This window comes from Curvibacter sp. PAE-UM, from assembly GCF_001432305.1.
Taxonomy (GTDB): Bacteria; Pseudomonadota; Gammaproteobacteria; order Burkholderiales; family Burkholderiaceae_C; genus Hylemonella.
Genome location: NZ_KQ483358.1, coordinates 3092467 through 3115664 on the forward strand (window position 1 = coordinate 3092467; position 23198 = coordinate 3115664).

Sequence of the window (23198 nt, forward strand, 5' to 3'; positions counted from 1 at the left end):
CATGCCTGACACCCGCCCGGGCGCCGTGCGCCGTTCGCTTGACGGCCTCTACGCCTTCGGCGGTGTCCTGGCCGCGCTGTGCGTGCTGGCCATCCTGCTGCTGATGATCGGCGCCTCGGTGGGGCGCATGGCGAACTGGCGCGTGTCCTGGATCAACGACGTGGTGGCCTGGCTCTGCGCCGCGGCCGCCTTCCTGGGCATGGCCTACAGCTTTCGCAACGGCGACTTCGTACGCGTCACGCTGCTGCTGGAATCGGTGACACCCGCCGTGCGGCGCTGGCTGGAGATCCTCTCGCTCGGCATCGCCTCGGTGGCCATCGCCTACCTGGGCTGGTGGGCCGCGCGTTTCACCTACGACAGCTGGCGGTTCAATGACATCGCCGGCAATATGGTGGCCATCCCCATCTGGATTCCGCAAATGAGCTTCGTGGTCGGCTCCGCCATCCTGGTCATCGCCGTGGTCGATGAATGCGTGGGCGTGCTGCGCGGAGCCAAGCCCAGTTATGTGGCGCGTGTGGAAGAGCGCCACGCCCGCGGTGATTTCTCCGAGGAATTGTGAACATGGGCCTGCTTGAAATCGGGGCCCTGCTGCTCTTCCTCATGCTGCTGATGCTGGCCGGCGGCGTCTGGATCGCCATGACCCTGGCCATCGTGGGCTGGGTGGGCCAGGCCTTCTTCACGAGCACCCAGCCGGGGATGAACCTGTTCTCCTCCTTCTGGGAGACGGCCGCCAGCTGGGAACTGGCCGCCCTGCCGCTGTTCATCTGGATGGGCGAGATCCTTTATCGCACCAAACTCTCGGAGCAGATGTTCGACGGCCTCTCGCCCTGGCTCTCGCGCGTGCCCGGCCGCCTGATGCACACCACCGTGCTGGGCTGCGGCATCTTCGGCTCGGTCTCGGGTTCTTCCGCCGCCACCTGCGCCACCATCGCCAAGGTGGCCCTGCCCGAGCTGGAACGCCGCGGTTACGACCGCAACCTCGCGCTGGGCTCGCTGGCCGCGGCCGGCGGCCTGGGCATCCTGATCCCGCCGTCCATCACCATGGTGGTCTACGCCGTGGCGGCCGACGCCTCGGTCATCCGCCTCTTTCTCGCCGGTTTCCTGCCGGGTTTCCTGCTCATGGCCCTGTTCTCGGGTTACATCATGTGGTGGAGCCTGCGTTACCCGGCCAAGGTGCCACCGGCCGAAGCGCCGACCAGCTTCATGGCCAAGCTGCGCCGCTCGGGCAGCCTCATCCCCTGCGGCCTGCTGATCGTCTTCATCGTCTGGGTGCTGGTGGCCGGCATCGCCACCGCCACCGAATGCGCGGCCTGGGGCGTGGTGGGCTCACTCGCCATCGCCGCGGCCAGCCGCACGCTCACGCTGCGCAATTTCTGGGACGGCCTGGCCGGCGCCACGCGCGTGAGCTGCATGATCATGTTCATCCTGGCCGGCGCCGCCTTCCTCACCAAGACCATGGCCTTCACCGGCATCCCGCGCGAGCTGGCCGAGTTCGTGCACAGCATGAACCTCTCGGCCTACGGCCTGATCGCCGTGCTGGTGGTGGTCTACCTGGTGCTGGGCACCGCGCTCGACGGCATCTCCATGATCGTGCTGACCAGCGCCGTGGTGTTGCCCATGGTGCAGAAGGCGGGTTTCGACCTGGTGTGGTTCGGCATCTTCATCATCATGCTGATCGAGATCGCCGAGATCACGCCGCCCGTGGGCTTCAACCTTTTCGTGTTGCAGAACATGACCGGCGTGGACAGCAACCGCATCGCCCGCGTCACCCTGCCCTTCTTCGCCTGCATGGTCCTGGCCATCGTTCTGATCACCGTCTTCCCGTCCATCGTCACCAGCGTGCCGAACTGGCTGATGGGGGTGGAGCGCTAGGGCGAGCCGACTACGACGGCTTGTGCAGGGCGATGGTCACCAGGGCCGAGGCGTCCTCGATCGCCGTCACGCCATGCAAGGCCCCGCCCGTCAGGAAAAGCAGTTGCCCGGCGCGCAGCACGTGGCTTCGGCCATCGAGGGTGACGTCGAGCACCCCTTCGATGCACTGGATGGTGATTTCACCCGCCACCTGGTGCGGCGGCAGCGACTTGCCGGCCGGCAGCACCAGGCGCATGACTTCCAGCTCCTGCGCCTTGAACAGCGCCACCGTCTTCGCACCCGCCAGGCGCTCGCCCAGGGGTTGGACATCGATGGATTGACCGGCGGAGGCGTGCGGGAGTGCCATGCGGAAGATTATGGGCCGCTGGTGACGACAACGATGCCTGTGAGGTCATGCCAGCCGGGGCGATAAACTCCCCCCATGCTCCCCGTCCTCGCCATCTGCCTCGGCGCCTGCGCCGGTGCTCTTCTGCGCTGGCGCCTGGGCCTGTGGCTCAGCACACCCGGCGCCCTGCTGCCCTGGGGCACGCTGACCGCCAACCTGGTCGGCGGCTACCTCATCGGCGTGTGCGTGGCCGTGTTCCAGGCCCTGCCGCAGCTGGACCCGGCCTGGCGCCTCATGCTGGTCACCGGCTTCCTGGGCGCACTGACCACCTTCTCCAGTTTCTCGGCCGAGGTGGTGGCCATGCTGCAGCAGGCGCGTTATGCGCTGGCGCTGGGCACGGCCGGTCTGCACCTCTTCGGCTCCCTGCTGCTCACCGTGGTGGGCATCAAGAGCGTGGAGCTGGTGCTGGCGCGCTGACGCTGCGCCCGCAGGCCCCTCAAGCCTGCCGGGTGGCGGGCGATTCCAGCAGCGTTCGAATGTATGGCTGCGCCGCCGCGCCATGCGCGCGGTACAGGGTCAGCACCTGTTCACACACGGACTGCCAATGCGCGGCACCCTGGCCGCAGGCCGATGCCAGCGCCTGACCGCCATCACCCGCGCCATATGCCGTGTAGGCCCGCTCCAGCCCGGGCGCCAGTTCGGCGCGCAGGCCTTCGAGGTTGGCGAACCAGAAGTGCAGCGAGGCCCCGTGCTGGCGCTGCAGCAGCGTGGGCAGGGTGACGCGGCAGTCGGCCAGCAGGTCGCGCACGGCGCGCACGTAAAGTTCGGTGCGGCGATCGTTCAGGGCCTGGCGCATGGCGGCCCAGTCGGAGCCCAGCAGGGCGGCCGCCTGGGCTTCGCCCAGTTCGTGCAGGATCAGCGTTTCGGCCTGCAACTGCACCATGCGCGTCACCGCCTGTTCCCCATCAGCCGCATAGCCGTGGGCGTCGAGTGCGCGCTTGAAGGACCCTTCGGAGCGGCGCAGGGTCCAGGCCTCGTATTTTTCCCAGAGCCAGCGCTGCAGCGATTCCTGGCGCAGGTAGATGGTGCCGTCCTGCAGCGCGGCCGGTGGCGAGCTCAGGCCGCGCGCGTACTCATGCCCGCTGGTGCGCACCAGCACGCCATCGCGCGGCTGCGCCGATTCCAGCGCAGCGAGGAAAAAGCTGGCGCGCCCCGGGGCCGTGTAACCGGCGCCATAGACCAGGCCCTGCGGCAGCAGCGCGGCGTTGATGGGCTCCACATCGAAAGGGTCGATGCTGCCGCCGGCCAGCGGCAGTGCGCGCCAGGCCTGGCCCTCCAGGCCGTCCCACAAGGCCTCGCGTGCACTGAGCCAGGCGCCCACGGCTTCGCGCGCCATGGGCTGCAAGGGGGCGATGCCCTGTTCCCAGCGGTAGAACTCGCGCATCTGCAGCAGGTAGATGCACAGCGTCATGTCGGCCGCATGCGCCGCATCGGCGATGTGGCAGTTGGTCTGCACGGCCTCGATCAGGGCGCGGTCCGGGGCATTCATGGCTGGGGCCCCTGCGGGGTCCGGCGGCGGGGCTGCCAGGCCACGATCTGCGCCACGATGTCGGGCCAGGGCAGATCGGTCAGGCTGCCATGCGCATCCCGGGCCTGGCCGATCAGGCGGTGCACATCGACGTGATCGGCCTGCAGCGCCTGCTGCAGGCCGCGCAGGCCGCCGCAGTGCAGGCGCATGACGGTGGCGTGCGTGAGCGGCGTGCCCGGGTGCAGCTTGAGCGGGAAGGTGGCGCGCTCCAGGAAGAGGCGCTCCAGCGTCTCGCAGTTCAGGTGGGCCGGCGCGCTGGGGCAGGCCAGGGTTTCACGCTCGGCCAGCGAGCTGCGCTGCACCAGCTCGCACACGGCGTGGCGGGCCAGCAGCGCGCCCTGGAAGACGCAGGGCAAGGGGCTGCTCTGTGTGCGCATCTCCCGGAAGGCCGTTTCGTCGACCATGCCATCACTCTTCGCCGGGCGGGCCGGGTTCGCGCACCTGGCACAGCAGGTCTTCGGCCATGAGCTCGTTGTCGGCGAAGATGACCTTGATCTTGTCGCGGGTCTTCACGTCCAGGCCCGTGCGCAGGATCTTGGCCTGGGCCGAAGCGGGCGCAAAAGCGCCGTGCTCAGCCAGCTTTTCCAGGCCGGCAAAGGACTTGACGCGGTAGATGTAATAAGGCACTTGGGTTCCTCAAACGTAACGCTTGCTGGCTTTGCGGCGGCCCGGCAGCGCCTTCTGGATGATGACGCCGCGCACGGTGGCGAGGTCGGGCAGCGACAGATCGGGGAAGGCCGGGTTCAGCGCATGCAACTGCCAGGCCTCTCCTCTCTTGCACAGCTGGCGGAAGATCCACTCGCCCTCGTGTTGCGCCAGCACGTAACTGCCATCGCGCAGCGCGCCCTCGGGTTCGATGACGATGATCTCGCCCTCGTTGAACTCGGGCTCCATGCTGGTGCCCAGCACGCGCAACGCGAAAGCCTCGCTGCCGCTACAGGCAGATTCTTCCATCACGGGTTCGCCGGACATCGTCATGCCGTCTCCCCCACCGGCTCCAGCAGCACGTTGCAGTGGATCTGCGCGGTGGGCACGCCGGAAGCACGCAGCTCGGCCTGCAGGGCGGTCACGAACACTTCGGGGCCGGCCAGGTAGAAGTCGCACTCGATGTCAAAGAGGTCGGCGCGCATGGCGCGCGCCAGCTGCGCCGCACCGAAGCTGACGTCGGGCTCGGCCAGCAACTCGTATTCGAAGGGGTCCAGCGCCTCACCCCAGGCACGGCACTGGTTCTCCAGGAAGTGGCCGTCGGGTTTGGTGGACAGCCAGAACAGCGAGAGCGAGGGGGCGGCGTCCAGCGCCAGCGCGTGCTCGATCAGGCTCTTGATCGGGGCGAAGCCCGCGTCGCAGGCGGCAAAGACCAGCGGACGCTGGCTGTCTTCCAGCACGAATTCACCCACCGGCCCCCAGACCGTGACCGCGTCGCCGGGCTTGATGCCATCGGCGAACAGCTGCAAGGCGAAGGGGTCGAGCGGATGGCGCTCGATGAAGAAATGCAGGTTGCGGTCGTCGCAGGGGCAACTGGCCACGGGGTAGAGCGCGTGCACGTCGCTGCCGTCGGGACGGTTCACGCCCAAGGTGACGGACTGTCCCGCCAGGAAGCGCAGGCGGTGGCTGCGCGGCGTCTGCAGATGGAGCAGCCGCGTGCCGGGTGCCAGCTGGGTGACGGCGCGCACGGTGGTGACGATCTGCTGCTGCGGAATGTCCTGCGGGCCGCTGGCCTCCAGCAGCTCCAGCGTGAGTTCGCTGCTGCCCGCGGTATGCGCGCACATCAGCGTGTAGCCCTGGGCTTTTTCGGCTTCGGACATGGGGTAGTCGCAGGGCTGGGTACGCACCACCTGGCCGGAGATCACGCGCACCTTGCACATGCCGCAGGTGCCGTTGCCGCAACCGTAGTTGAGCTTGAGGCCGGCGCGCAGGCCGGCCTGCAGCAGCGTGTCGTGGCCCTCGACGATGAATTCGTGGCCGCTGGGGCGCACCGTCACCTGTGCAGACATGACCTTGAGCATATCGTCCATCACCGTCAGCAAATCGGCCTGTTCGGTCGCCAGCGCCCTGGCCAGACCCTGGTCGACGAAATCCTGCAGCTCGGCCAGCGCCAGGGGCGAGGCACCCTTGCCCTGCAGGGCCTGGATGCGTTCCTGCAGGGCCACCACCAGTTCGTGGTAACGCTGCAGGTAACGACGCACGTCGGCCAGCTCCTGCGTCTGGCTGAACAGGCGCTGCGCCAGCACTTCCTGGCTGGGCAGCAGGCGTTCGCGCAGGCGCCGGCCAAAGGCCTCGTCGCGTATGGTGATGACGCGCTCCAGGATGCCGGTGTCTTCGAGACGGGTCGTGGGGTACAGGCGCAGCAGCTGGTCGGTGGACACCAGGCCTTCGGTGAGGACCAGCGAGCCATCGCGTACCTGTTGCTGCAGCACGCCGCGCGAGACGCCCACGAGCTGGGCGGCGCGCCAGACAGTCAACCAGTGGGTCATACGGCCACCTCCTCTTGCGGCTGCGCCACGTGTTCGTCGCGCACATGGTCCAGATAGCGCGCGCGGTACAGCAGGCGCGGCTGCTGCGGATCGTCGCTGAAGCCGCTGCGCTCGTGCGGCACGTTGTTGGCCACGATGCCCATGCCCGGCTGCAGGAGCAGGCGGAAGATCCAGGGCTGCTCGCCGGCCAGCAGCTGTTCGATGCCGGCCACCGCCGCGCGCGTCGTGGGGTCGTCCTTCCACTCGATGCTGCGCGTGCGTGCGGTGTAGCGCATCTGCAAGCCGCCATCGGGGCGCAGGTAGAACACCGGGCCGCTCTGCGCCGGGCGCGCCACGCCGTTCTCGTCAGCGCGCTCGGGAATGGTCATGGCGTCCGGCGCCATGAGGGCGCGCACCCACCCGGGGTTGGCGTCGCGCAGGGCCAGGTAGACCCTCTCGTGATCCACCAGGCCGCTCACACCGCCCTCGCCGGCGTTGCGCACGCAGTGCAGGATCATGCCCTCGATGCGGCGCGCCTGCGGGTGGTAATAACCATCGGTGTGCCACTTGATGGGCTTGTTGGTGTAGGGGATGAACTCGCCTTTCGGGGCGCCCTCTTCCTCCTGCGCGACTGCAATCGACGAGATGCCGTCCTCGTCGGCCAGCCAGTTGGCATCCAGCTGATGCAGGCCCAGCTGCGCCCCCAGCAGGCGCGGCAATTCCTTGTCTTCCACCGTCACCGGGCTGCGGTAGACCACCATGTTGGCGCGCCCGCAGCGATCCAGCAGCGCGGCACGCTCGGCCGAGGTGAGCCGGCGTGGATCGCCCACGTCGACGATCAGGTCCTCCACGCGCCTGGGGTGTGTGGCCAGCTTGGCGGCGCGCCAGCGCGCGTAGGCTTCGGGCTGATCGAGATCGAAGGGACTGGCGACACGCATATTCATTCTCCGGACATGGAGGCACGGCGCTTGGGGCGCGGCTCGGTGGACAGCACACCGTCCAGGCCGCGCTTGACCATCTCCAGCGCCTCGGGCACCTCGTAAGCCATCACCTGGTCCTTGACCCAGTGGCGGTCCTTCCCGGGCAGGACCGACTCCAGCCGGCTGCCGAGGTAGCGCACGAAGCCGAAGTCCGGGCCCTCGGGGCCATGGCCGAACTCGGCATAACCTTCGGCCAGCTCGTTGGACTGGTCGATGAACTGGTTGCGCCAGCTCTCCTGGCCGGCCGCCGGCTCGCCCAGCCACTCCTGCTCGCTCTCCTCCAGGATCTCGGCCACGCGCACGACCAGGGCGCTGGTGAACTCGGTGCGCTGCTCACCCGGCATGCGCTCGAAGGCCATGCGATCGACCACCTGGCACAGGAAGACCAGCACCTCGCGCATGAAGGCGAAGTACTGCGGCCCGACGTCGATGTCGAACTTCGCCTCGCGCATCTGCTTGACCATGTTCTGCGTCACGCGCCAGGTGATGAAGGCCATGGCGCTGGCGTTCTCCCGCGGCGTCTTGGGGACACCGGACTGGAACCACTGGTTCTTGATGCGCAGGGCCATGGTCTCTTTCTTCAGGCGGACTTCAGTACCCGCCTTTGCCCAGCGGCTGCGGCAGCCCCGCCACCTTGGCCGCCTGCTTGGCCGGACCGAGGGGAAAGAGGTCGTACAGGTACTTGCTGTCCACGCCCTCGCGGATCTCGCCGAAGCCCTTGAGCATGTTGCGGAAGTTGGGCGTATGGCCGTTTTCCTTGTACTCGTCGCGCAGGTAGTTGATGACTTCCCAGTGCGCGTCGGTCAGCTTGATGCCTTCGGCTTCGGCAATCACCTGCACCACTTCCTCGCTGTAGTCCGGTTCGAGCAGATAGCCCTCTTTGTCGGTTTCGAGTTCCGCGCCGTTCACGCTGTAGCCCATTCTTGTGTCTCCTCGATTTGTTGCACAAAAAACTATTCGCCCACCGCCGCCGCCGACTTGTGGGGCACGAAAACGCCGCAGCCCAGCTGCCGGTGCGGCCCCAGGCCCTGCTCCTGCACGCGCAACGAGTCCGCCCGACTGAGGGCGTGCAGCATCAGGCTGAAGGTGGTGAGGGTCTGCCCCTCATGGGGACGGCCGCCACGTTTGCCGCAGACCGTGTGCGTGCGCACCCCCAGGGCCTGCAGCTCGCCGGCCACGGTCTGCATGAAAACCACCTCGTCCTCGCCCGCGGCGGCCACGGCGTAGGCGTAGAGCGTGGCATGCGCCAGCAGCTCACGCTCGTGCGGTTCGCCCAGCTGCACGGGGTGCTCACCGATCAGGAGCGTGCGCCCGGCCAGGAGGCGGGCATCACCCACGCGTGCACGCGGCAGCCGCAACAGCAGACGGGTGCGCTGTGACAACAGGCTCACCGGGCCGGCGCTGGCGCCCTGCACGAGCTTGAGGGGGTGGATGCCGGCACCTGACTCCTGCGCCAGCCAGGGCAACTCCTGCTGCAGCGCAGCATGCAGCGCCTGCATGTAGTCGCGCGGGACAGCCCGGCCCGCCAGCGGGAAGGCCAAGTCGACGACGCTGGCCGGTGGCAGGTCGTCTTCAAAGCTCATGGCGTCTCCGTGTCGCGCGGCTGTTTGTCGGCCCAGGCCAGCAGCGCCCGGCCCCAGGCCTCGGCCGTGTCGGGGTCGATGTCGAAGATGGTGAAGCGGGATTTCTCCCGGATGCGCGTGCGCAGGAAACTCATGCCGCCGGTGTCGAAGTCCACCTGTTGCAGCTCGATTTCCTGACCGCCGAGCGGCACCCTGAATTTGTCCAGCGGGGTGATCTGGGTCATGTCTCCGTCTTTGTTCTGGACCGGACCGCCTGCTGGGCCGCCCCGTCTGTAAGTGCTATTGACGCAATTCCGGGCCGGACCGTCTATAGCCGGGACGGGTGGCGCCATATAACCCTTTTGGGTAGTCCCGCCTACTCAACGAGGGGGATAGCTAAGGCACCACCCCCGCCCCTAGGATGCACCCGAGAGGCACAAAAAGAGACCCCAAGAGTCCGGACCCTGCCCGCAGCGTGTGACCGCCGTCGTCAAACACGGCATCCAGGACTTGCGACAAGTTCTAAGACAGGAGACAAGATCATGGCGAAAAAAATGCACGCCACCCCGATGCTCGACGAGCTCGAGGGCGGCCCGTGGCCCAGTTTCGTGACCGGCCTCAAGCGCCTGGCCAAGGACAAGGACTACATGGTGGACCTCATGGGCCAGCTGGAGACGTCCTACCAGACCCGCAAGGGCTACTGGAAGGGCGGCACGGTCGGCGTGTTCGGTTATGGCGGCGGCGTGATCCCGCGCTTCACCGAACTGAAGGACGAGAGCGGCAAGCCGCAGTTTCCTGACGCGGCCGAGTTCCACACCCTGCGCGTGCAGCCGCCCCCCGGCATGCACTACAACACCGACATCCTGCGCAAGTTCTGCGACATCTGGGAAGAGCACGGCTCGGGCCTGATCGCCTTCCACGGCCAGTCGGGCGACATCATGTTCCAGGGCGCCAAGACCGACAAGGTGCAGGATGCCTTCGACGCGATCAACGAACTGGGTTTCGACCTGGGTGGCGCCGGCCCGGCCGTGCGTACCTCCATGTCCTGCGTGGGTGCCGCGCGCTGCGAGCAGTCCTGCTTCGACGAGGCGCGCGCGCACCGCCAGGTGCTCAACACCTTCACCGACGACATCCACCGTCCGGCCCTGCCCTACAAGTTCAAGTTCAAGTTCTCGGGCTGTTCCAACGACTGCATGAACTCGATCCAGCGCTCGGACATGGCGGTGATCGGCACCTGGCGCGACAACATGCGCACCGACGAGGCGCTGGCACGCAAGTGGTTCGCCAAGCACGGCATGAACGAGCTGGTGAACGACGTCATCAGCCGCTGCCCGACCAAGACCATCATGCTCAAGGAAGTCAAGGACGTCGCCAAGGGCGACAAGATTTCCAGCGTGAAGATCAACGACACCCAGTGCCTGGAGATCGACAACAGCAACTGCGTGCGCTGCATGCACTGCGTCAACGTCATGACCGGCGCACTGGCCCACGGCACCGACACCGGCGCCACCATCCTGGTGGGCGGCAAGCGCACGCTCAAGATCGGCGACCTGATGGGCACCGTGGTGGTGCCCTTCATGCCGCTCAAGACCGATGCCGACTATCAGCAGCTGGTCGAGCTGGGCCAGAAGGTCATCGACTTCTTCGCCGAGAACGCACTGGAGCACGAGCGCACCGGCGAGATGATCGAACGCATCGGCCTGGTCAACTTCCTCGAAGGCATCGGCCTGGAGGTCGACGCCAACATGGTCTCCACCCCGCGCACCAACCCCTATGTGCGCGCCGACGGCTGGGACGATGAAGTGGCCAAGATCAACGCGCGCAAGCAGGCGGCCGGCTGAGCGCCGCCCCCTTTCATTCATCACCTGAACGAACGATCACGGGAAGACCCACATGGCCCAAATGCGTACCCCCATCGAAAGCGGCGTGCCGGACAACAAGCCCTACCTGCACCCGACCCTGCTGAAGAACTACGGCAACTGGAAATACCACGACCGGCCGCGTCCCGGCGTGCTGCACCACGTCTCGCACAGCGGCGACGAGGTCTGGTCGGTGCGTGCCGGCACCCAGCGCCAGATGGACGTCTACACCATCCGCAAGCTCTGCGACATCGCCGACACCTATGCCGAAGGCCATGTGCGCTTCACCATCCGCTCCAACATCGAGTTCATGGTGTCTGACCCGAACAAGGTGGCGCCGCTGATCAATGCGCTGGAGGAAAGCGGTTTCCCCGTGGGCGGCACCGGCAACTCGGTCTCCATGATCGCCCACACCCAGGGCTGGCTGCACTGCGACATCCCGGGCACCGACGCCTCGGGCGTGGTCAAGGCGCTGATGGACGAGCTCTACGACGAGTTCAAGCGCGAGGACATGCCCAACCGCGTGCACCTCTCGACCAGCTGCTGCGAGATCAACTGCGGCGGCCAGGCCGACATCGCCATCATCGTGCAGCACACCAAGCCGCCCAAGATCAACCACGACCTGGTGGCCAACGCCTGCGAGCGCCCGGCCGTGGTGGCCCGCTGCCCGGTGGCCGCCATCCGCCCGGCCCTGGTCAACGGCAAGCCCTCGCTGGAAGTGGACGAGAAGAAATGCATCTGCTGCGGCGCCTGCTACCCGCCCTGCCCGCCCATGCAGATCAACGACCCGGAGCACTCCAAGCTGGCCATCTGGGTCGGCGGCAAGAACTCCAATGCGCGCGGCAAGCCCACCTTCATGAAGATGGTGGCGTCTGGCCTGCCCAACAACGCGCCGCGCTGGCCCGAGGTGTCGGAGATGGTCAAGAAGATCCTCTACACCTACAAGGCCGACGCCCGCCCCTGGGAGCGCCTGTCGGACTGGGTGGAGCGCATCGGCTGGCCGCGTTTCTTCGAGAAGTGCGACCTGCCCTTCACCAAGTACCTGATCGACGACTGGCGTGGTTCGCGCGCCAACCTCAACGCGTCGACCCACATCCGCTTCTGAGCACCACTGCCAAACGATCACGACATGAAATTCGGATTACTCGTCAGCGAAGGGCCCTACACCCACCAGGCCAGCGACAGCGCCTACCAGTTCTGCGTCGCAGCCCTGGCCAGGGGCCATGAAGTCCAGCGCGTCTTTTTCTACCACGATGGCGTGAACAACGCCACGCGGCTGACAGAGCCGCCGCAGGACGACCGCCACATCGTCAACCGCTGGTCCGAGCTGGCGGAGAAGCACAAGGTGGACCTGGTGGTCTGCGTGGCCGCGGCCCTGCGCCGCGGCATCAAGCAGGAGGTGCTGGCCCCGGGCTTTCGCATCTCGGGCCTGGGCCAGCTGGTGGACAGCGGCATCAAGGCCGACCGCCTGGTGACTTTTGGCGACTGACGGGAAAAACAAAATGAAGAAATTCATGTTCATCAACCGCAAGGCCCCCTACGGCACGATCTACGCGCTGGAGAGCCTGGAAGTGGTGCTGATCACCGCCACCTTCGACCAGGACGTGAGCCTGGTCTTCATGGACGACGGCGTCTACGAACTGGCCAAGGGCCAGCAGACCAAGGACATCGGCATCAAGAACTTCTCGCCCAGCTACCGCGCGCTCGAAGGCTACGACGTGGAAAAACTCTATGTCGACGCCGACTCGCTGAAGGCACGCGGCCTGAGCGAGAAGGACCTGCTGGTGCCGGTGGAAGTGCTGGAGACCGCGCAGATGGCCGAGCTGATGGCGCAACAGGACGTGGTCCTGAGTTTTTGAGGAACAGACCATGCTGCACATCGTGAACAAATCCCCCACCGCCGCCCGCTCGCTGGAGAGCTGCCTGCGCATGGCCCTGCCCGGCCATGCCGTGCTGCTGATCGAGGACGGCGTCTACGCCGCCACCGCCGGCAACAGCAGCGAAGCGCAGGTGCGCGCCGCCGCCGGCAAGGTCAAGTTCTTTGCACTCAAACCCGACCTGGAAGCGCGCGGCATGACCACGCGCGCCCTGGACAACGTGACGCTGGTGGACTACGGCGGCTTCGTCGACCTGGTGGCCGAGCACGGCACCTCGAATTCCTGGCTGTGAACGCCAGACCTGTAACGACAGTTTTGACAACCTGAGGAGAACAAGATGGGCATCGAAGTCAACGGCAGCACCTACGAGACCGACGAGGAAGGCTACCTGATCAACCTGGCGGACTGGAACAAGGACATCGCCGAGTACATCGCCGTCGAGGAAAAGGTGGCCCTCACCGACAACCACTGGGAAGTCATCAACTTCCTGCGTGACTACTACAACGAGTACCAGATCGCCCCGGCCGTGCGCGTGCTGACCAAGGCCATCGGCAAGCAGTTCGGCGAGGAGAAGGGCAACAGCAAGTACCTGTACGACCTGTTCCCCTACGGCCCCGCCAAACAGGCCTGCAAGATCGCCGGCCTGCCCAAGCCCACCGGCTGCGTCTAAGACGCACCGATCCTTCTGCTGTGCGCAGCAGGACCGCGTCTGACAGGCCCCCTGCAGACGCTGGTCTTGTGCACCCTGAACAAAACCGATCCGTCCCAGCCACCTGACCACAGAACCCTGCGATGAGCGCTCTCTCGATCTTCTACGCCGTGCTGTTCTACTTCGCCACCGCCGTGCTGGTGCTGGGTCTGGCGCGCAAGATCCGGCAGTACGCGCGCACCCCGGCGCCGCTGAAGATCGCCCTCACACCCGCGCCCATCACCCCGGCCGGTGTGCCCTGGCGCCTGGCACGCGAGGTCGTGTTCTTCGAAAGCCTGTTCCGCGCCAGCAAATGGACCTGGATCTTCGGCTGGCTGTTCCACGCCGCCCTGCTGCTGGTGCTGCTGCGCCACGTGCGCTATTTCCAGGAACCGGTCTGGACCGTCATCACCCTGATCCAGCCCTTCGGTACCTACGCCGGTTTTGCCATGGTGGCGGGCCTGGCCGGCCTGTGGGCGCGGCGTTTCCTGGTGGACCGGGTGCGCTACATCTCCACCCCGTCGGACCACCTGATGCTGGTCCTGCTCATCGCCATCGGCCTGAGCGGCCTGGCCATGCGCTTCGTGCGCCACACCGACATCGTCGCCGTCAAGGCCTTCATGCTCGGCCTGATGCGTTTCGACATCCAGCCGCTGCCGGCCGATCCGGTGCTGCTGGTGCACCTGGGCCTGGTGGCGCTGCTGATGATCATCTTCCCCATCAGCAAGCTGCTGCACGCGCCCGGCCTGTTCTTCAGCCCCACGCGCAACATGGCTGACAACCCGCGCGAAGCGCGCCACGTGGCTGCCTGGGCCAGCGCGCTGGACAAGTAAGAGTACGGAGCACCCATCCACCATGGCCACCGCCGCCTTCGATACCCCGAAGCTCAAGGAATACCCGGTCATCCCGCTGATCCAGGTGGGCGCGACCTCGCACCTCAAGCCTTTCGTTGCCAACGAAGCCATCCAGAAGAACCTGGGTTTCCCCGGCGAGCTGGTGGAGGACTGGCAGGCCAAGGCCATCGCCAAGATGGGCGAGCTGCTGGGCAAGTACCGCTCGCTGCAGGTCTATATGGACGCCTGCGTGCACTGCGGCGCCTGCTCCGACAAGTGCCACTACTTCCTCGGCACCAAAGACCCCAAGAACATGCCGGTGGCGCGCCAGGACCTGCTGCGCCAGGTCTACCGCCGTTACTTCACCCTGGCCGGCAAGTATTTCCCCTGGCTGGTCGGCGCGAAGGACCTCACCAAGGACGTGCTGGACGACTGGTACAGCTACTACTACCAGTGCTCGGAATGCCGGCGCTGCTCGGTGTTCTGCCCCTACGGCATCGACACCGCCGAAGTCACCATGGCCGCGCGCGAGATCATGGACTCCATCGGCATGGGCCAGAAGTACTCCAACGAGATCATCGGCAAGGTGCACCGCATCGGCAACAACCTGGGCATCCCCGGCCCCGCGCTGGAAGACACGCTGGAAGGCCTGGAGGAAGACACCAAGGACGAGACCGGCGTGGACGTGCGCTTCCCGCTGGACGTGAAAGGTGCCGAGGTGCTGCTGGTCACGCCCTCGGCCGATTTCTTCAGTGAACCGCACGTGGACAGCCTGATCGGCTACGCCAAGGTCTTCCACGCCGCCGGCGTGAGCTGGACGCTGTCGACCAAGGCCAGCGAGGCCGGCAACTTCGGCATGTTCATCGGCAACTACGAGCAGCTGCGCAAGATCGCGCTGCGCATCCGCGAAGCCGCGCTGGAGCTGGGTGTCAAGCGCATCGTGGTCGGCGAGTGCGGCCATGCCTGGCGCGTGGCCTACAGCTTCTGGAACACGCTGGTGGGCATAGGTGCCGGCGGCAAGGACCCGTTCGCCATTGAACTGCAGAACCAGCTGGACCACCGCTACAAGCAGCCCATGCACATCTGCGAGTTCACCTACGACCTGATCCAGCGCGGCGCGCTCACCTTCGACAAGGAAAAGAACGACAGCCGCATCATCACCTTCCACGACTCGTGCAACGTGGCGCGCGCCTCGCGCATGGGCGACTTCGCCGGCGGCCAGTTCGTCATCCCGCGCGAGATCATCAAGGCGGTGGCCAACAACTTCCACGACATGGCCCCGGACACCATCTTCGAGTCCACCTTCTGCTGCGGCGGTGGCGGCGGCCTGCTGACCGACGACCTGCTGGAGCTGCGCGTCAAGGGCGCCCTGCCGCGCATGGAAGCGCTCAAGAACGTGGTCGACGAGCACAACGTGAACTTCATGGCCACCATCTGCGCGATCTGCAAGGCGCAGTTCACCAAGGTGCTGCCGCAGTACGGCTTCGACATGAGCATGGTGGGCGGCGTCCACCAGCTGGTGAGCAAGGCCATCCGCCTCGGCGACAAATAACGGTTAACGCGTCCACGCAACGACACCAGGAGACAAGACATGTCAGCCAACCCCGAATCCGTCAGCGTCAAGCCCCTCACCTTCCGGCGCTACAAGGACGGCGACGCCACGCCGCGTCCCTGGCAGCAGCAGATCTTCAACGCCGACCACTCGCACAAGTGCCCGACCTACATCCAGAGCACGCCGCCCTGCCAGGGCAGTTGCCCCTCGGGCGAGGACATCCGCGGCTACCTGAACATCGTGCGCGGCGTCGAGAAGCCGCCGGCCGGCATGAAGTGGCAGGAATACGCCTTCCGCCGCCTGACCGAGGCCAACCCCTTCCCCTCCGTCATGGGCCGCGTCTGCCCGGCGCCCTGTGAATCGGGCTGCAACCGCAACCAGGTGGAAGATTTCGTCGGCATCAACTCGGTCGAGCACTTCCTCGGCGAGTACGCCATCACCAACAAGCTGGCCTTCACCGCACCCGACTTCACCACCGGCAAGAAGGTGGCCGTCATCGGCGGCGGCCCGGCCGGCCTGTCCGTGGCCTACCAGCTCGCCCTCAAGGGCCACGCGGTCACCATCTTCGACGAACGCGAAGAACTCGGCGGCATGATGCGCTACGGCATCCCGGGCTTCCGCACGCCGCGCCACATCCTGGACGCCGAGATCCAGCGCATCCTGGACCTGGGCGTGACCGCGAAAATGAAAACGCGCATCGGCACCGACATCACCATGGAGCAGATCCACAAGGATTTCGACGCGGTGTTCCTGGGCATGGGCGCCCAGTCCGGCCGCCCCCTGCCCGTGGAAGGCGCCGAGGCACCCAACTGCGTGACGGCCACTTCCTTCCTCAAGGCTTTCAACGACGGCCGCCTGCGCCACGTGGGCAAGCGCGTGGTGGTGGTCGGCGGCGGTGACACCTCCATCGACGTGGCCACCGTGGCCCGCCGCCTGGGCCACATCGACAAGATCAACCCCAGCGACCGCCCCGAGCACGCCATCGCCGGCCACGTGGCGCACGACGTCGCATCGGTCTCGGCCAAGCAGGGCGCCGACGTGACGCTGACCTCCATCTTCGCCGTCGACAAGATGCAGGCCTCCAGACACGAGGTCGAGCATGCCCTCTCCGAAGGCATCGCCATCCGCGGCGGCTACGCGCCGGTGTCCGTGGTGCGCGGCCCCGATGGCCGCGCCACCGCCCTGCGCGTGATCCGCTGCGAGGCCAAGGTCGTGGGTGGCAAGCTGGAGATCAAGAACATCGAGGGCTCGGAGGAAGACATTCCGGCCGACCTCATCGTCTCGGCCATCGGCCAGGCGGTGGACTTCACCGGCCTGGAGATGTTCAACAACGGCAAGGGCGCGGTGCCGGCCGACAAGAACTACCAGGTGCAGGGCCATGCCGGCGTGTTTGCCGGCGGCGACATCATTCGCCCGCACCTGCTGACCACGGCCATCGGCCACGGCGCGATTGCCGCCGACGGCATCGACCGCTTCCTCGGCGGCGAGGCGCTGGGGAAGCGCCCCAAGATCGACGTGCACGCCTTCGACCTCAAGCGCAAGATGGTCGAGAAGGGCCTGACCCTCAGCGATGTGCACGAGCCCATCCGCGGCACCGACAGCAGCAACGTGGCCATCCACAACTACGACAACCGCTCCGACCGCTACGTCATCTCGCACAAGGAGCTCTTCCTCGGCCACTTCCCGTTCACGCCACGCAACAAGCGCACCATCACCAACCTCACGGCCGAGGAGGCGCTGGGCAACTTCGACGAACGCCTGCAGGCCCTGGTGGAAGCCCAGGCCCAGTCCGAGGCCAAGCGCTGCATGAGCTGCGGCCAGTGCTTCGAGTGCGACAACTGCGTGGTCTACTGCCCGCAAGTCGCCGTGTTCAAGGTGAAGAAGAACCAGTCCACCACCGGCCGTTATGTGGACACCGATTACGACAAGTGCATCGGTTGCCACATCTGCCACGACGTCTGCCCCACGGGCTACATCCAGATGGGACTGGGTGAATGAAGCTGCGCGTCCTGGCCCTTTTGCTGCTGGCGTGCGGCCTGTCGGCCCAGGCTGCCGACGAGCCCGGCAAGTCCTCGCGCGTGCCCAGGCCCGTCATCGAGGCGGCGAAAGGCGGCCAGTGCGTGGAACCGGCCGACGACATGCGGCGCAACCACATGGCCTACCTCAAGCACCAGCGTGACGACACCATGCACGGCGGCATCCGCGGCGCCAAGTACAGCCTCAAGGCCTGCATCGAGTGCCACGCCAGCCCGGCCACCAACAGCGTGACGGCGGCGCCCACCAACTTCTGCATCAGCTGCCACAGCTACGCCGCGGTCAAGGTGGACTGCTTCGAATGCCACGCCACCCAGCCGGGCAAGGCCACCTCTTCCTTCCACCCGCTGGTCCATCCCACCGGCGCCACCGCCGCACTGAGCCGGCAAGTGCGCCAGCTCGCGACCCAACCTGCCACCAAGCCATGAAACCGGAGCCCTCCTCCCCCTGTTCCTGCGGCTCAGGCGTCGCCTGCCAGGATGAGACCCAGAAGGCGCGCCGCGGCTTCCTGGGCGTGGCCGCCGCCGGCCTGGCCGGCATCCTGCTCGCGCCCGGCGTGCGCCTGATCGAGGTGGCCCAGGCCGCCACGCCCGCCGGGGCCACGGCCGGCGCCAGCCCCAAGGTGCGCTGGGGCATGCTGGTCGACACCACGAAATGCACCCCCGGCTGCAACGCCTGCGTCACCGCCTGCCAGACCGAAAACGGCCTGCCCACCCAGCCCGGGCCGACCGACGCGCAGTGGATCCGCAAGATCGAGATCAAGGAGATCAAGACCGGCAAGGCGCACTCGCTGCCCGTGATGTGCCAGCACTGCGCCGAGCCGCCCTGCGTGGACGTCTGCCCCACCGGCGCCTCCTTCAAGCGCGCCGACGGCATCGTGCTGGTGGACAAGCACATCTGCATCGGCTGCCGCTACTGCGTGATGGCCTGCCCCTACAAGGCGCGCTCCTTCGTGCACGAGCCGCAGACCAACCAGAAACCCGACGTGCCGCGCGGCATGGGCACGGTGGAAGGCTGCACGCTGTGCGTGCACAAGGTGGACAAGGGTGAAAGCCCCGCCTGCGTGCAGGCCTGCGCCGCCGCCGGTTATGGCGCCATCGCCTTCGGCGACCTCAACGACCCCAACAGCGAGATCTCCAAACGCGTGGCGCAGTACAGCACGCGCCAGCTGCGCGAGGACCTGAGCCTCAATACCGGTGTACGTTACCAGGGCCTCTGAGGACGAATCAACATGAAGATCGCACTCCGTCAACTCGAAGGCCGCAGCCCCGGCTACTGGGCCCTCGTGGCCGTGCTGGCCGTGGTCAGCGGCATCGGCCTGCTCGCCGCCTGGACCATGGAACACCACGGCCACATCATCACCGGCATGAACAACCAGATCGTCTGGGGCATTCCGCACGTCTTCGCCGTGTTTCTGGTGGTGGCCGCCTCGGGCGCGCTCAACGTCGCCTCCATGGCCTCGGTCTTCGGCAAGACAGCCTACAAGCCGCTGGCCCCGCTCTCGGCCCTGCTGGCCATCGCCCTGCTGGCCGGTGGCCTGGCCGTGCTCATGCTGGACCTGGGCCGGCCCGATCGCCTGATCGTGGCCATGACCTACTACAACTTCAAGTCCATCTTCGCCTGGAACGTGGTGCTCTACTCGGGCTTCATGGGCATCGTCGTGGCCTACCTCTGGACCATGATGGAGCACCGCATGAACGCGTACTCCACGTACGCCGGCCTGTCCGCCTTCGTCTGGCGCCTGGCTCTCACCACCGGTACCGGCTCCATCTTCGGCTTCCTGATCGGCCGCCAGGCCTTCGGCTCGGCGCTCATGGGGCCCATGTTCATCGTCTACTCCCTGTCCTACGGCCTGGCCATCTTCCTGCTGGTGCTGCTGGCCGTCAGCCGCTGGACGGAGCGCCCGCTGGAAGCCGCCATGCAGGCGCGCCTGACGCGCCTGCTCGCCGTCTTCGTGGCCTGTGCCGCCTACTTCGTGCTGGTCTACCACCTGACCAACCTCTACTTCGCCAAACAGCACGGGCTGGAGCGTTTCCTGCTGCTCGACGGCGGCCTCTACACCCGCTTGTTCTGGCTGGGCCAGCTGGGCCTGGGCAGCCTGCTGCCGCTGGTACTGCTGCTCGCACCCCGCACGCGCAACTCGCGCGCCATGCTGGTGCTGGCCGCGCTCGCCGTCATCGCCGGCGGCCTGGCCCAGATGTACGTCACCATCATCGGCAGCCAGGCCTGGCCGCTGCAGATCTTCCCCGGTTACGAGGTGAGCAGCAGCTTCTACGACGGCGTGGTCGGCAGCTACACCCCCAGCCTGCCCGAGTGGCTGCTGGGCATCGGCGGCATCGGCATGACCGGCATCATCGTCGTGCTGGCGCTCAAGTGGCTGGCCTTCCTGCCCCAGCGGCTGGACCAGTTCCCGCCCGATGCTGTCGCCGGCAACGCCCACTAGGCATCAGGGTCGCACCATGAACCGCCTGCTCGTCTCGGCTGCACACAAGTCGTCGGGCAAGACCACGGTCACCCTGGGCCTGTGCGCCGCGCTCAGCGCGCAGGACCAGCGCGTGCAGCCCTTCAAGAAGGGGCCGGATTACATCGACCCCATGTGGCTGGCCCAGGCCAGCGGCCGGCCCTGCTACAACCTCGACCCCTACCTGATGACGGGCGCGCAGATCCGCGCCCTGTTCGGCCAGCACGCGCAGCACGCCGACCTCAGCATCGTCGAAGGCAACAAGGGCCTGTACGACGGCCTGGCCCTGGACGGCAGCAACAGCAACGCCGCCCTGGCCCATATGCTGGACCTGCCGGTGCTGCTGGTGATCGACGCACGCGGCATGACACGCGGCATCGCGCCGCTGATCCTGGGCTACCAGGCTTTCGACCGGAACCTGCGCATCGCCGGTGTCATCCTCAACCGCCTGGGCGGCAGCCGCCACGAAGCCAAGCTGCGCGCCGTGATCGAGCATTACACCGACGTGCCGGTGCTGGGCGCCATTGCCGAAGACCCGGAGCTGGCCGTGGCCGAGCGCCACCTCGGCCTGATGCCCAGCAACGAACACGCCCAGGCCGCGCAGCAGGTGCAGCGCATCGGTGCGCGCATCGCCGCCCAGGTCGACCTGCAGCGGGTACGCGAACTGGCCGCCAGCGCGCCCCGCTTCCAGCCCGAGCCCGTGGATAACTCCGTTCGCCCTGAGCTTGTCGAAGGGCTTCGACAGGCTCAGGGCGAACGGAAGGACATCGTGCGCATCGCCCTGGCGCGCGACCAGGCTTTCGGTTTCTACTACCCCGACGACCTGCAGGCCCTGGAAGCGGCCGGTGCCGAACTGCTGCCCTTCGACACCCTGCGCGACACCACCCTGCCGCCCGACCTGGACGGCCTGTTCATCGGCGGCGGTTTCCCAGAGCTCTTCCTGCCGCAGTTGCAGGCCAATGCCGCGCTGCGCGCGCAGATCGCCGACGCCATCGAGGCCGGCCTGCCCGTCTACGCCGAATGCGGCGGCCTCATGTACCTGGCGCGTTCCATCACCTGGCAGGGCCAGACCGGCCGCATGGTCGGCGCCCTCCCCGGCGACGTGACCCTGCACACCAAACCGGTGGGCCGCGGCTACGTCAGCCTGGCCGCCAGCGCCGCCATGCCCTGGCCCGGCCTGCAGGGCCGGGAGCTGCGTGGCCACGAATTCCATTACTCCGCCATCGAGGGCCTGCCGGCCGACAGCCTCTACGCCTGGCGGGTGACGCGCGGCCACGGCGTGGACGGCAAAGTTGACGGCCTGGTGCATCGCAACGTGCTGGCCGGCTACGCCCACCTGCGCAGCCTGGGCCCGGAGGGCTGGGCGCCGGCCTTCGTCGATTTCGTGCGCCGCTGCCGCGACGCTGCCGACACGGCTGCCCAGCCGGAAACCGCAGGAGTTGCCCCATGACTGAAACGCCCGACCCCATCGCGAAAGATGTTTTCACCCGCGAACTGCTGGTCAAGGGCCGGCCCGTGCTGACCGACTCCGAAGGTTATCTGCGCAACCTGGGCGACTGGTCCGAGGACTTCGTGCGCGCCCTGGCCGCCCACGAGGAGCTGAAACTGGGCGACGAGCACTGGGCCATCATCCGCTACCTGCGCGAGTACTATGCTGAACATGGTGTCCAGGCCCAGGTGCGCGTCATGATCAAGCATTTCACCGAACTCTGGGGCCCGGAGCGCGGCAACAACCATTACCTGCATGAACTGTTCCCGCGCGGCGGTCCGCAGAAACAGGGCAACCGGCTGGCCGGCCTGTTGCGGACCAAGGGCGAACACTAAGCTAACGAGGAGCCAACACCATGTTCACACTGACCAGCGCCGCAGCGCAACAGATCACACAAGCCGCCCAGGACAGCGGCGCCCAGGCCGCGGTGCTGCGCGTGGCCGCCCGGCGCGAGGCCGACGGCTCCATCGGCTACGGCATGGGCTTCGACGACGTCGGCGACGGCGACACGCGCCTGCAGATCCAGGACGTGCACATCGTCATCGCCCCGCACCATGTGGCGCTGCTGGAGGACACGACCCTCGACTTCGTCGAACTCGAACCCGGCCAGTACAACTTCATCTTCGTCCAGCAGGAGGCGGAGACGGCAGGCAGCAGCGCTGGCGGCTGCGGCACCGGGGGCGGAGGCGGTTGTGGCAGCGGCGGCTGCGGCACGGGGGGCGGTTGCGGCAGCAAGGGAGGTGCCCATTGAAAACCAAACACATCACCGGCGCCGCGCGCGGCCGGGTCTATCTGGTGGGCGCCGGCCCCGGCGACCCCGAGTTGCTGACGCTCAAGGCCGTGCGCCTGCTGGAGCGCGCCGACGCCATCGTCTATGACCACCTGGTCTCCAGCGGCGTGCTGGACTTTGCCCGCGCCGACGCGCAGCGCATCTACGCCGGCAAGCGCCGCAACGAACACACCATGCGCCAGGAGCAGATCAACGCCCTGCTGGTGCAGCTGGCCCGCGAAGGCAAGCAGGTGGTGCGCCTCAAGGGCGGCGACCCCTTCGTCTTCGGCCGCGGCGGCGAGGAAATGCAGGAACTGGCCGCCCACGGCGTGGACTTCGAGGTCGTGCCCGGCATCACCGCAGCCTGCGGCGTGGCCAGCTACGCCGGCATCCCGCTCACGCACCGCGACCACGCCCAGGTGGCCATGTTCGTCACCGGCCACCTGAAAGAAGGCAGCGTCGCCGACCTCGACTGGGCCGCCCTGGTGCGCCCGAAGCAGACTGTGGTGATCTACATGGGCCTCAACGCCCTGCCCGACATCTGCCGCCAGCTCATGGCGCATGGCGCTCCGGCATCGCGCCCGATCGCCGCCGTGCAGCACGGCACCCTGGCCACGCAGCAGGTGCTCACCGGCACCCTGGCCGACCTGCCGGCCAAGGTGGCCGCGAGCAACTTCACTTCACCCAGCCTGCTGATCGTGGGCGACGTGGTCAAGCTGCACGGCACCCTGCACTGGTTCGACCCGGCCACGGGTGACACCAGCAAGCTCTCGCACAACGTGCCGGTGCAGTTGCCGATCAATCCGGCGGCGGCGAACTGAGTCGCTTCAACGTCTGCGGTAAGCGGACGCCGCAG

Annotated in this window: 30 protein-coding genes; 19 read left to right on the top strand and 11 right to left on the bottom strand. The window is 67.1% G+C overall.

The features are described 5' to 3' along the window. The first annotated feature begins 1 nt into the window (after nt 1). On the top strand, nt 2-559 hold the full coding sequence (locus tag AO057_RS14780) for a TRAP transporter small permease (protein ID WP_057676670.1): 558 nt from the start codon (nt 2-4) through the stop codon (nt 557-559). A gap of 2 nt (nt 560-561) precedes the next feature. Continuing rightward, complete coding sequence (locus tag AO057_RS14785; RefSeq protein WP_057676671.1) at nt 562-1872, top strand: TRAP transporter large permease; 1311 nt, start codon at nt 562-564, stop codon at nt 1870-1872. Between the two features lie 10 nt (nt 1873-1882). Here AO057_RS14785 and AO057_RS14790 read toward each other — a convergent pair whose 3' ends face one another. After that, on the bottom strand, nt 1883-2218 hold the full coding sequence (locus AO057_RS14790; RefSeq protein ID WP_057676672.1) for a cupin domain-containing protein: 336 nt from the start codon (nt 2216-2218) through the stop codon (nt 1883-1885). Nucleotides 2219-2293: 75 nt separating this feature from the next. On the opposite strand from AO057_RS14790, the gene crcB reads away from it, so the two are divergent. Next, the gene (gene crcB, locus AO057_RS14795) at nt 2294-2674 is read left to right on the top strand and encodes a fluoride efflux transporter CrcB (RefSeq protein WP_057676673.1); all 381 of its coding nucleotides are present in this window, start codon (nt 2294-2296) and stop codon (nt 2672-2674) included. Between the two features lie 19 nt (nt 2675-2693). On the opposite strand, the gene AO057_RS14800 is transcribed toward crcB, so the two are convergent. Genes AO057_RS14800 through AO057_RS14845 form a run of 10 tightly spaced genes read right to left on the bottom strand, consistent with a single transcriptional unit; the run spans nt 2694 to nt 9025 of the window. Then, on the bottom strand, nt 2694-3746 hold the full coding sequence (locus tag AO057_RS14800; RefSeq protein WP_057676674.1) for an Sfum_1244 family protein: 1053 nt from the start codon (nt 3744-3746) through the stop codon (nt 2694-2696). Beyond that, nucleotides 3743-4189 carry a hypothetical protein gene (locus tag AO057_RS14805; RefSeq protein ID WP_057676675.1) on the bottom strand — a complete coding sequence of 149 codons (447 nt, stop codon included), beginning with the start codon at nt 4187-4189 and terminating at the stop codon, nt 3743-3745. Before AO057_RS14805 ends, AO057_RS14800 begins: the two co-directional genes overlap by 4 nt. A 4-nt stretch (nt 4190-4193) precedes the next feature. Then, a complete protein-coding gene (locus AO057_RS14810) occupies nt 4194-4412 on the bottom strand; it encodes a hypothetical protein (RefSeq protein ID WP_057676676.1) in 219 nt (72 codons plus the stop codon). A 9-nt stretch (nt 4413-4421) separates the two neighbouring features. Continuing rightward, nucleotides 4422-4763, bottom strand: coding sequence for a S24 family peptidase (locus AO057_RS14815; protein WP_057676677.1), 342 nt, complete (start codon nt 4761-4763; stop codon nt 4422-4424). Beyond that, nucleotides 4760-6259: a 2Fe-2S iron-sulfur cluster-binding protein gene (locus AO057_RS14820; protein WP_057676678.1), complete on the bottom strand. Its 1500-nt coding sequence runs from the start codon at nt 6257-6259 to the stop codon at nt 4760-4762. Before AO057_RS14820 ends, AO057_RS14815 begins: the two co-directional genes overlap by 4 nt. After that, nucleotides 6256-7176: a TauD/TfdA family dioxygenase gene (locus AO057_RS14825; protein WP_057676679.1), complete on the bottom strand. Its 921-nt coding sequence runs from the start codon at nt 7174-7176 to the stop codon at nt 6256-6258. The genes AO057_RS14820 and AO057_RS14825 overlap by 4 nt, the downstream gene beginning before the upstream one ends. A gap of 2 nt (nt 7177-7178) precedes the next feature. Then, entirely contained in the window at nt 7179-7787 is a 609-nt protein-coding gene (locus AO057_RS14830; protein WP_057676680.1) for a hypothetical protein, read from the bottom strand. Nucleotides 7788-7809: 22 nt separating this feature from the next. After that, entirely contained in the window at nt 7810-8139 is a 330-nt protein-coding gene (locus AO057_RS14835) for a TusE/DsrC/DsvC family sulfur relay protein (protein ID WP_057676681.1), read from the bottom strand. A gap of 32 nt (nt 8140-8171) precedes the next feature. Then, a complete protein-coding gene (gene cas6 / locus AO057_RS14840) occupies nt 8172-8801 on the bottom strand; it encodes a type I-MYXAN CRISPR-associated protein Cas6/Cmx6 (protein WP_057676682.1) in 630 nt (209 codons plus the stop codon). Continuing rightward, on the bottom strand, nt 8798-9025 hold the full coding sequence (locus AO057_RS14845; protein ID WP_057676683.1) for a DUF6967 family protein: 228 nt from the start codon (nt 9023-9025) through the stop codon (nt 8798-8800). The genes cas6 and AO057_RS14845 overlap by 4 nt, the downstream gene beginning before the upstream one ends. Nucleotides 9026-9322: 297 nt before the next feature. Between AO057_RS14845 and dsrA the strand changes: the two genes are divergently transcribed. The 16 genes from dsrA to cobA all read left to right on the top strand — a co-directional run bounded on the left by dsrA (nt 9323) and on the right by cobA (nt 23163). Continuing rightward, complete coding sequence (dsrA, locus tag AO057_RS14850) at nt 9323-10621, top strand: dissimilatory-type sulfite reductase subunit alpha (protein ID WP_057676684.1); 1299 nt, start codon at nt 9323-9325, stop codon at nt 10619-10621. Between the two features lie 52 nt (nt 10622-10673). Continuing rightward, complete coding sequence (gene dsrB, locus AO057_RS14855; protein ID WP_057676685.1) at nt 10674-11744, top strand: dissimilatory-type sulfite reductase subunit beta; 1071 nt, start codon at nt 10674-10676, stop codon at nt 11742-11744. Between the two features lie 24 nt (nt 11745-11768). Further along, a complete protein-coding gene (gene tusD, locus AO057_RS14860) occupies nt 11769-12128 on the top strand; it encodes a sulfurtransferase complex subunit TusD (protein WP_057676686.1) in 360 nt (119 codons plus the stop codon). A 13-nt stretch (nt 12129-12141) separates the two neighbouring features. After that, nucleotides 12142-12498 (top strand): sulfurtransferase complex subunit TusC, encoded by a 357-nt coding sequence (gene tusC, locus AO057_RS14865; RefSeq protein ID WP_057676687.1) that lies wholly within the window; start codon nt 12142-12144, stop codon nt 12496-12498. A gap of 10 nt (nt 12499-12508) precedes the next feature. After that, nucleotides 12509-12808, top strand: coding sequence for a sulfurtransferase complex subunit TusB (tusB, locus tag AO057_RS14870; RefSeq protein ID WP_057676688.1), 300 nt, complete (start codon nt 12509-12511; stop codon nt 12806-12808). A gap of 45 nt (nt 12809-12853) precedes the next feature. Then, nucleotides 12854-13186, top strand: coding sequence for a TusE/DsrC/DsvC family sulfur relay protein (locus tag AO057_RS14875; protein ID WP_057676689.1), 333 nt, complete (start codon nt 12854-12856; stop codon nt 13184-13186). A gap of 122 nt (nt 13187-13308) precedes the next feature. Further along, entirely contained in the window at nt 13309-14037 is a 729-nt protein-coding gene (locus AO057_RS14880; protein ID WP_057676690.1) for a respiratory nitrate reductase subunit gamma, read from the top strand. Between the two features lie 22 nt (nt 14038-14059). Continuing rightward, nucleotides 14060-15589 carry a sulfate reduction electron transfer complex DsrMKJOP subunit DsrK gene (gene dsrK, locus AO057_RS14885; protein WP_057676691.1) on the top strand — a complete coding sequence of 510 codons (1530 nt, stop codon included), beginning with the start codon at nt 14060-14062 and terminating at the stop codon, nt 15587-15589. 39 nt (nt 15590-15628) lie between these two features. After that, a complete protein-coding gene (locus AO057_RS14890) occupies nt 15629-17587 on the top strand; it encodes an NAD(P)-binding protein (RefSeq protein WP_057676692.1) in 1959 nt (652 codons plus the stop codon). After that, nucleotides 17584-18051: a hypothetical protein gene (locus tag AO057_RS14895; protein ID WP_205630040.1), complete on the top strand. Its 468-nt coding sequence runs from the start codon at nt 17584-17586 to the stop codon at nt 18049-18051. The genes AO057_RS14890 and AO057_RS14895 overlap by 4 nt, the downstream gene beginning before the upstream one ends. Beyond that, complete coding sequence (gene dsrO / locus AO057_RS14900; RefSeq protein ID WP_082605577.1) at nt 18048-18842, top strand: sulfate reduction electron transfer complex DsrMKJOP subunit DsrO; 795 nt, start codon at nt 18048-18050, stop codon at nt 18840-18842. Before AO057_RS14895 ends, dsrO begins: the two co-directional genes overlap by 4 nt. Nucleotides 18843-18854: 12 nt before the next feature. Then, the gene (gene nrfD, locus AO057_RS14905; protein ID WP_057676693.1) at nt 18855-20066 is read left to right on the top strand and encodes an NrfD/PsrC family molybdoenzyme membrane anchor subunit; all 1212 of its coding nucleotides are present in this window, start codon (nt 18855-18857) and stop codon (nt 20064-20066) included. A 16-nt stretch (nt 20067-20082) separates the two neighbouring features. Beyond that, nucleotides 20083-21534, top strand: coding sequence for a cobyrinate a,c-diamide synthase (locus AO057_RS14910; protein ID WP_057676694.1), 1452 nt, complete (start codon nt 20083-20085; stop codon nt 21532-21534). After that, the gene (locus AO057_RS14915; RefSeq protein WP_057676695.1) at nt 21531-21908 is read left to right on the top strand and encodes a TusE/DsrC/DsvC family sulfur relay protein; all 378 of its coding nucleotides are present in this window, start codon (nt 21531-21533) and stop codon (nt 21906-21908) included. Before AO057_RS14910 ends, AO057_RS14915 begins: the two co-directional genes overlap by 4 nt. Nucleotides 21909-21928: 20 nt before the next feature. Continuing rightward, entirely contained in the window at nt 21929-22324 is a 396-nt protein-coding gene (locus AO057_RS18360; protein WP_240480791.1) for a hypothetical protein, read from the top strand. Further along, nucleotides 22321-23163, top strand: coding sequence for a uroporphyrinogen-III C-methyltransferase (cobA, locus tag AO057_RS18365; protein ID WP_057676696.1), 843 nt, complete (start codon nt 22321-22323; stop codon nt 23161-23163). The genes AO057_RS18360 and cobA overlap by 4 nt, the downstream gene beginning before the upstream one ends. The last annotated feature ends 35 nt before the right edge of the window (nt 23164-23198 follow it).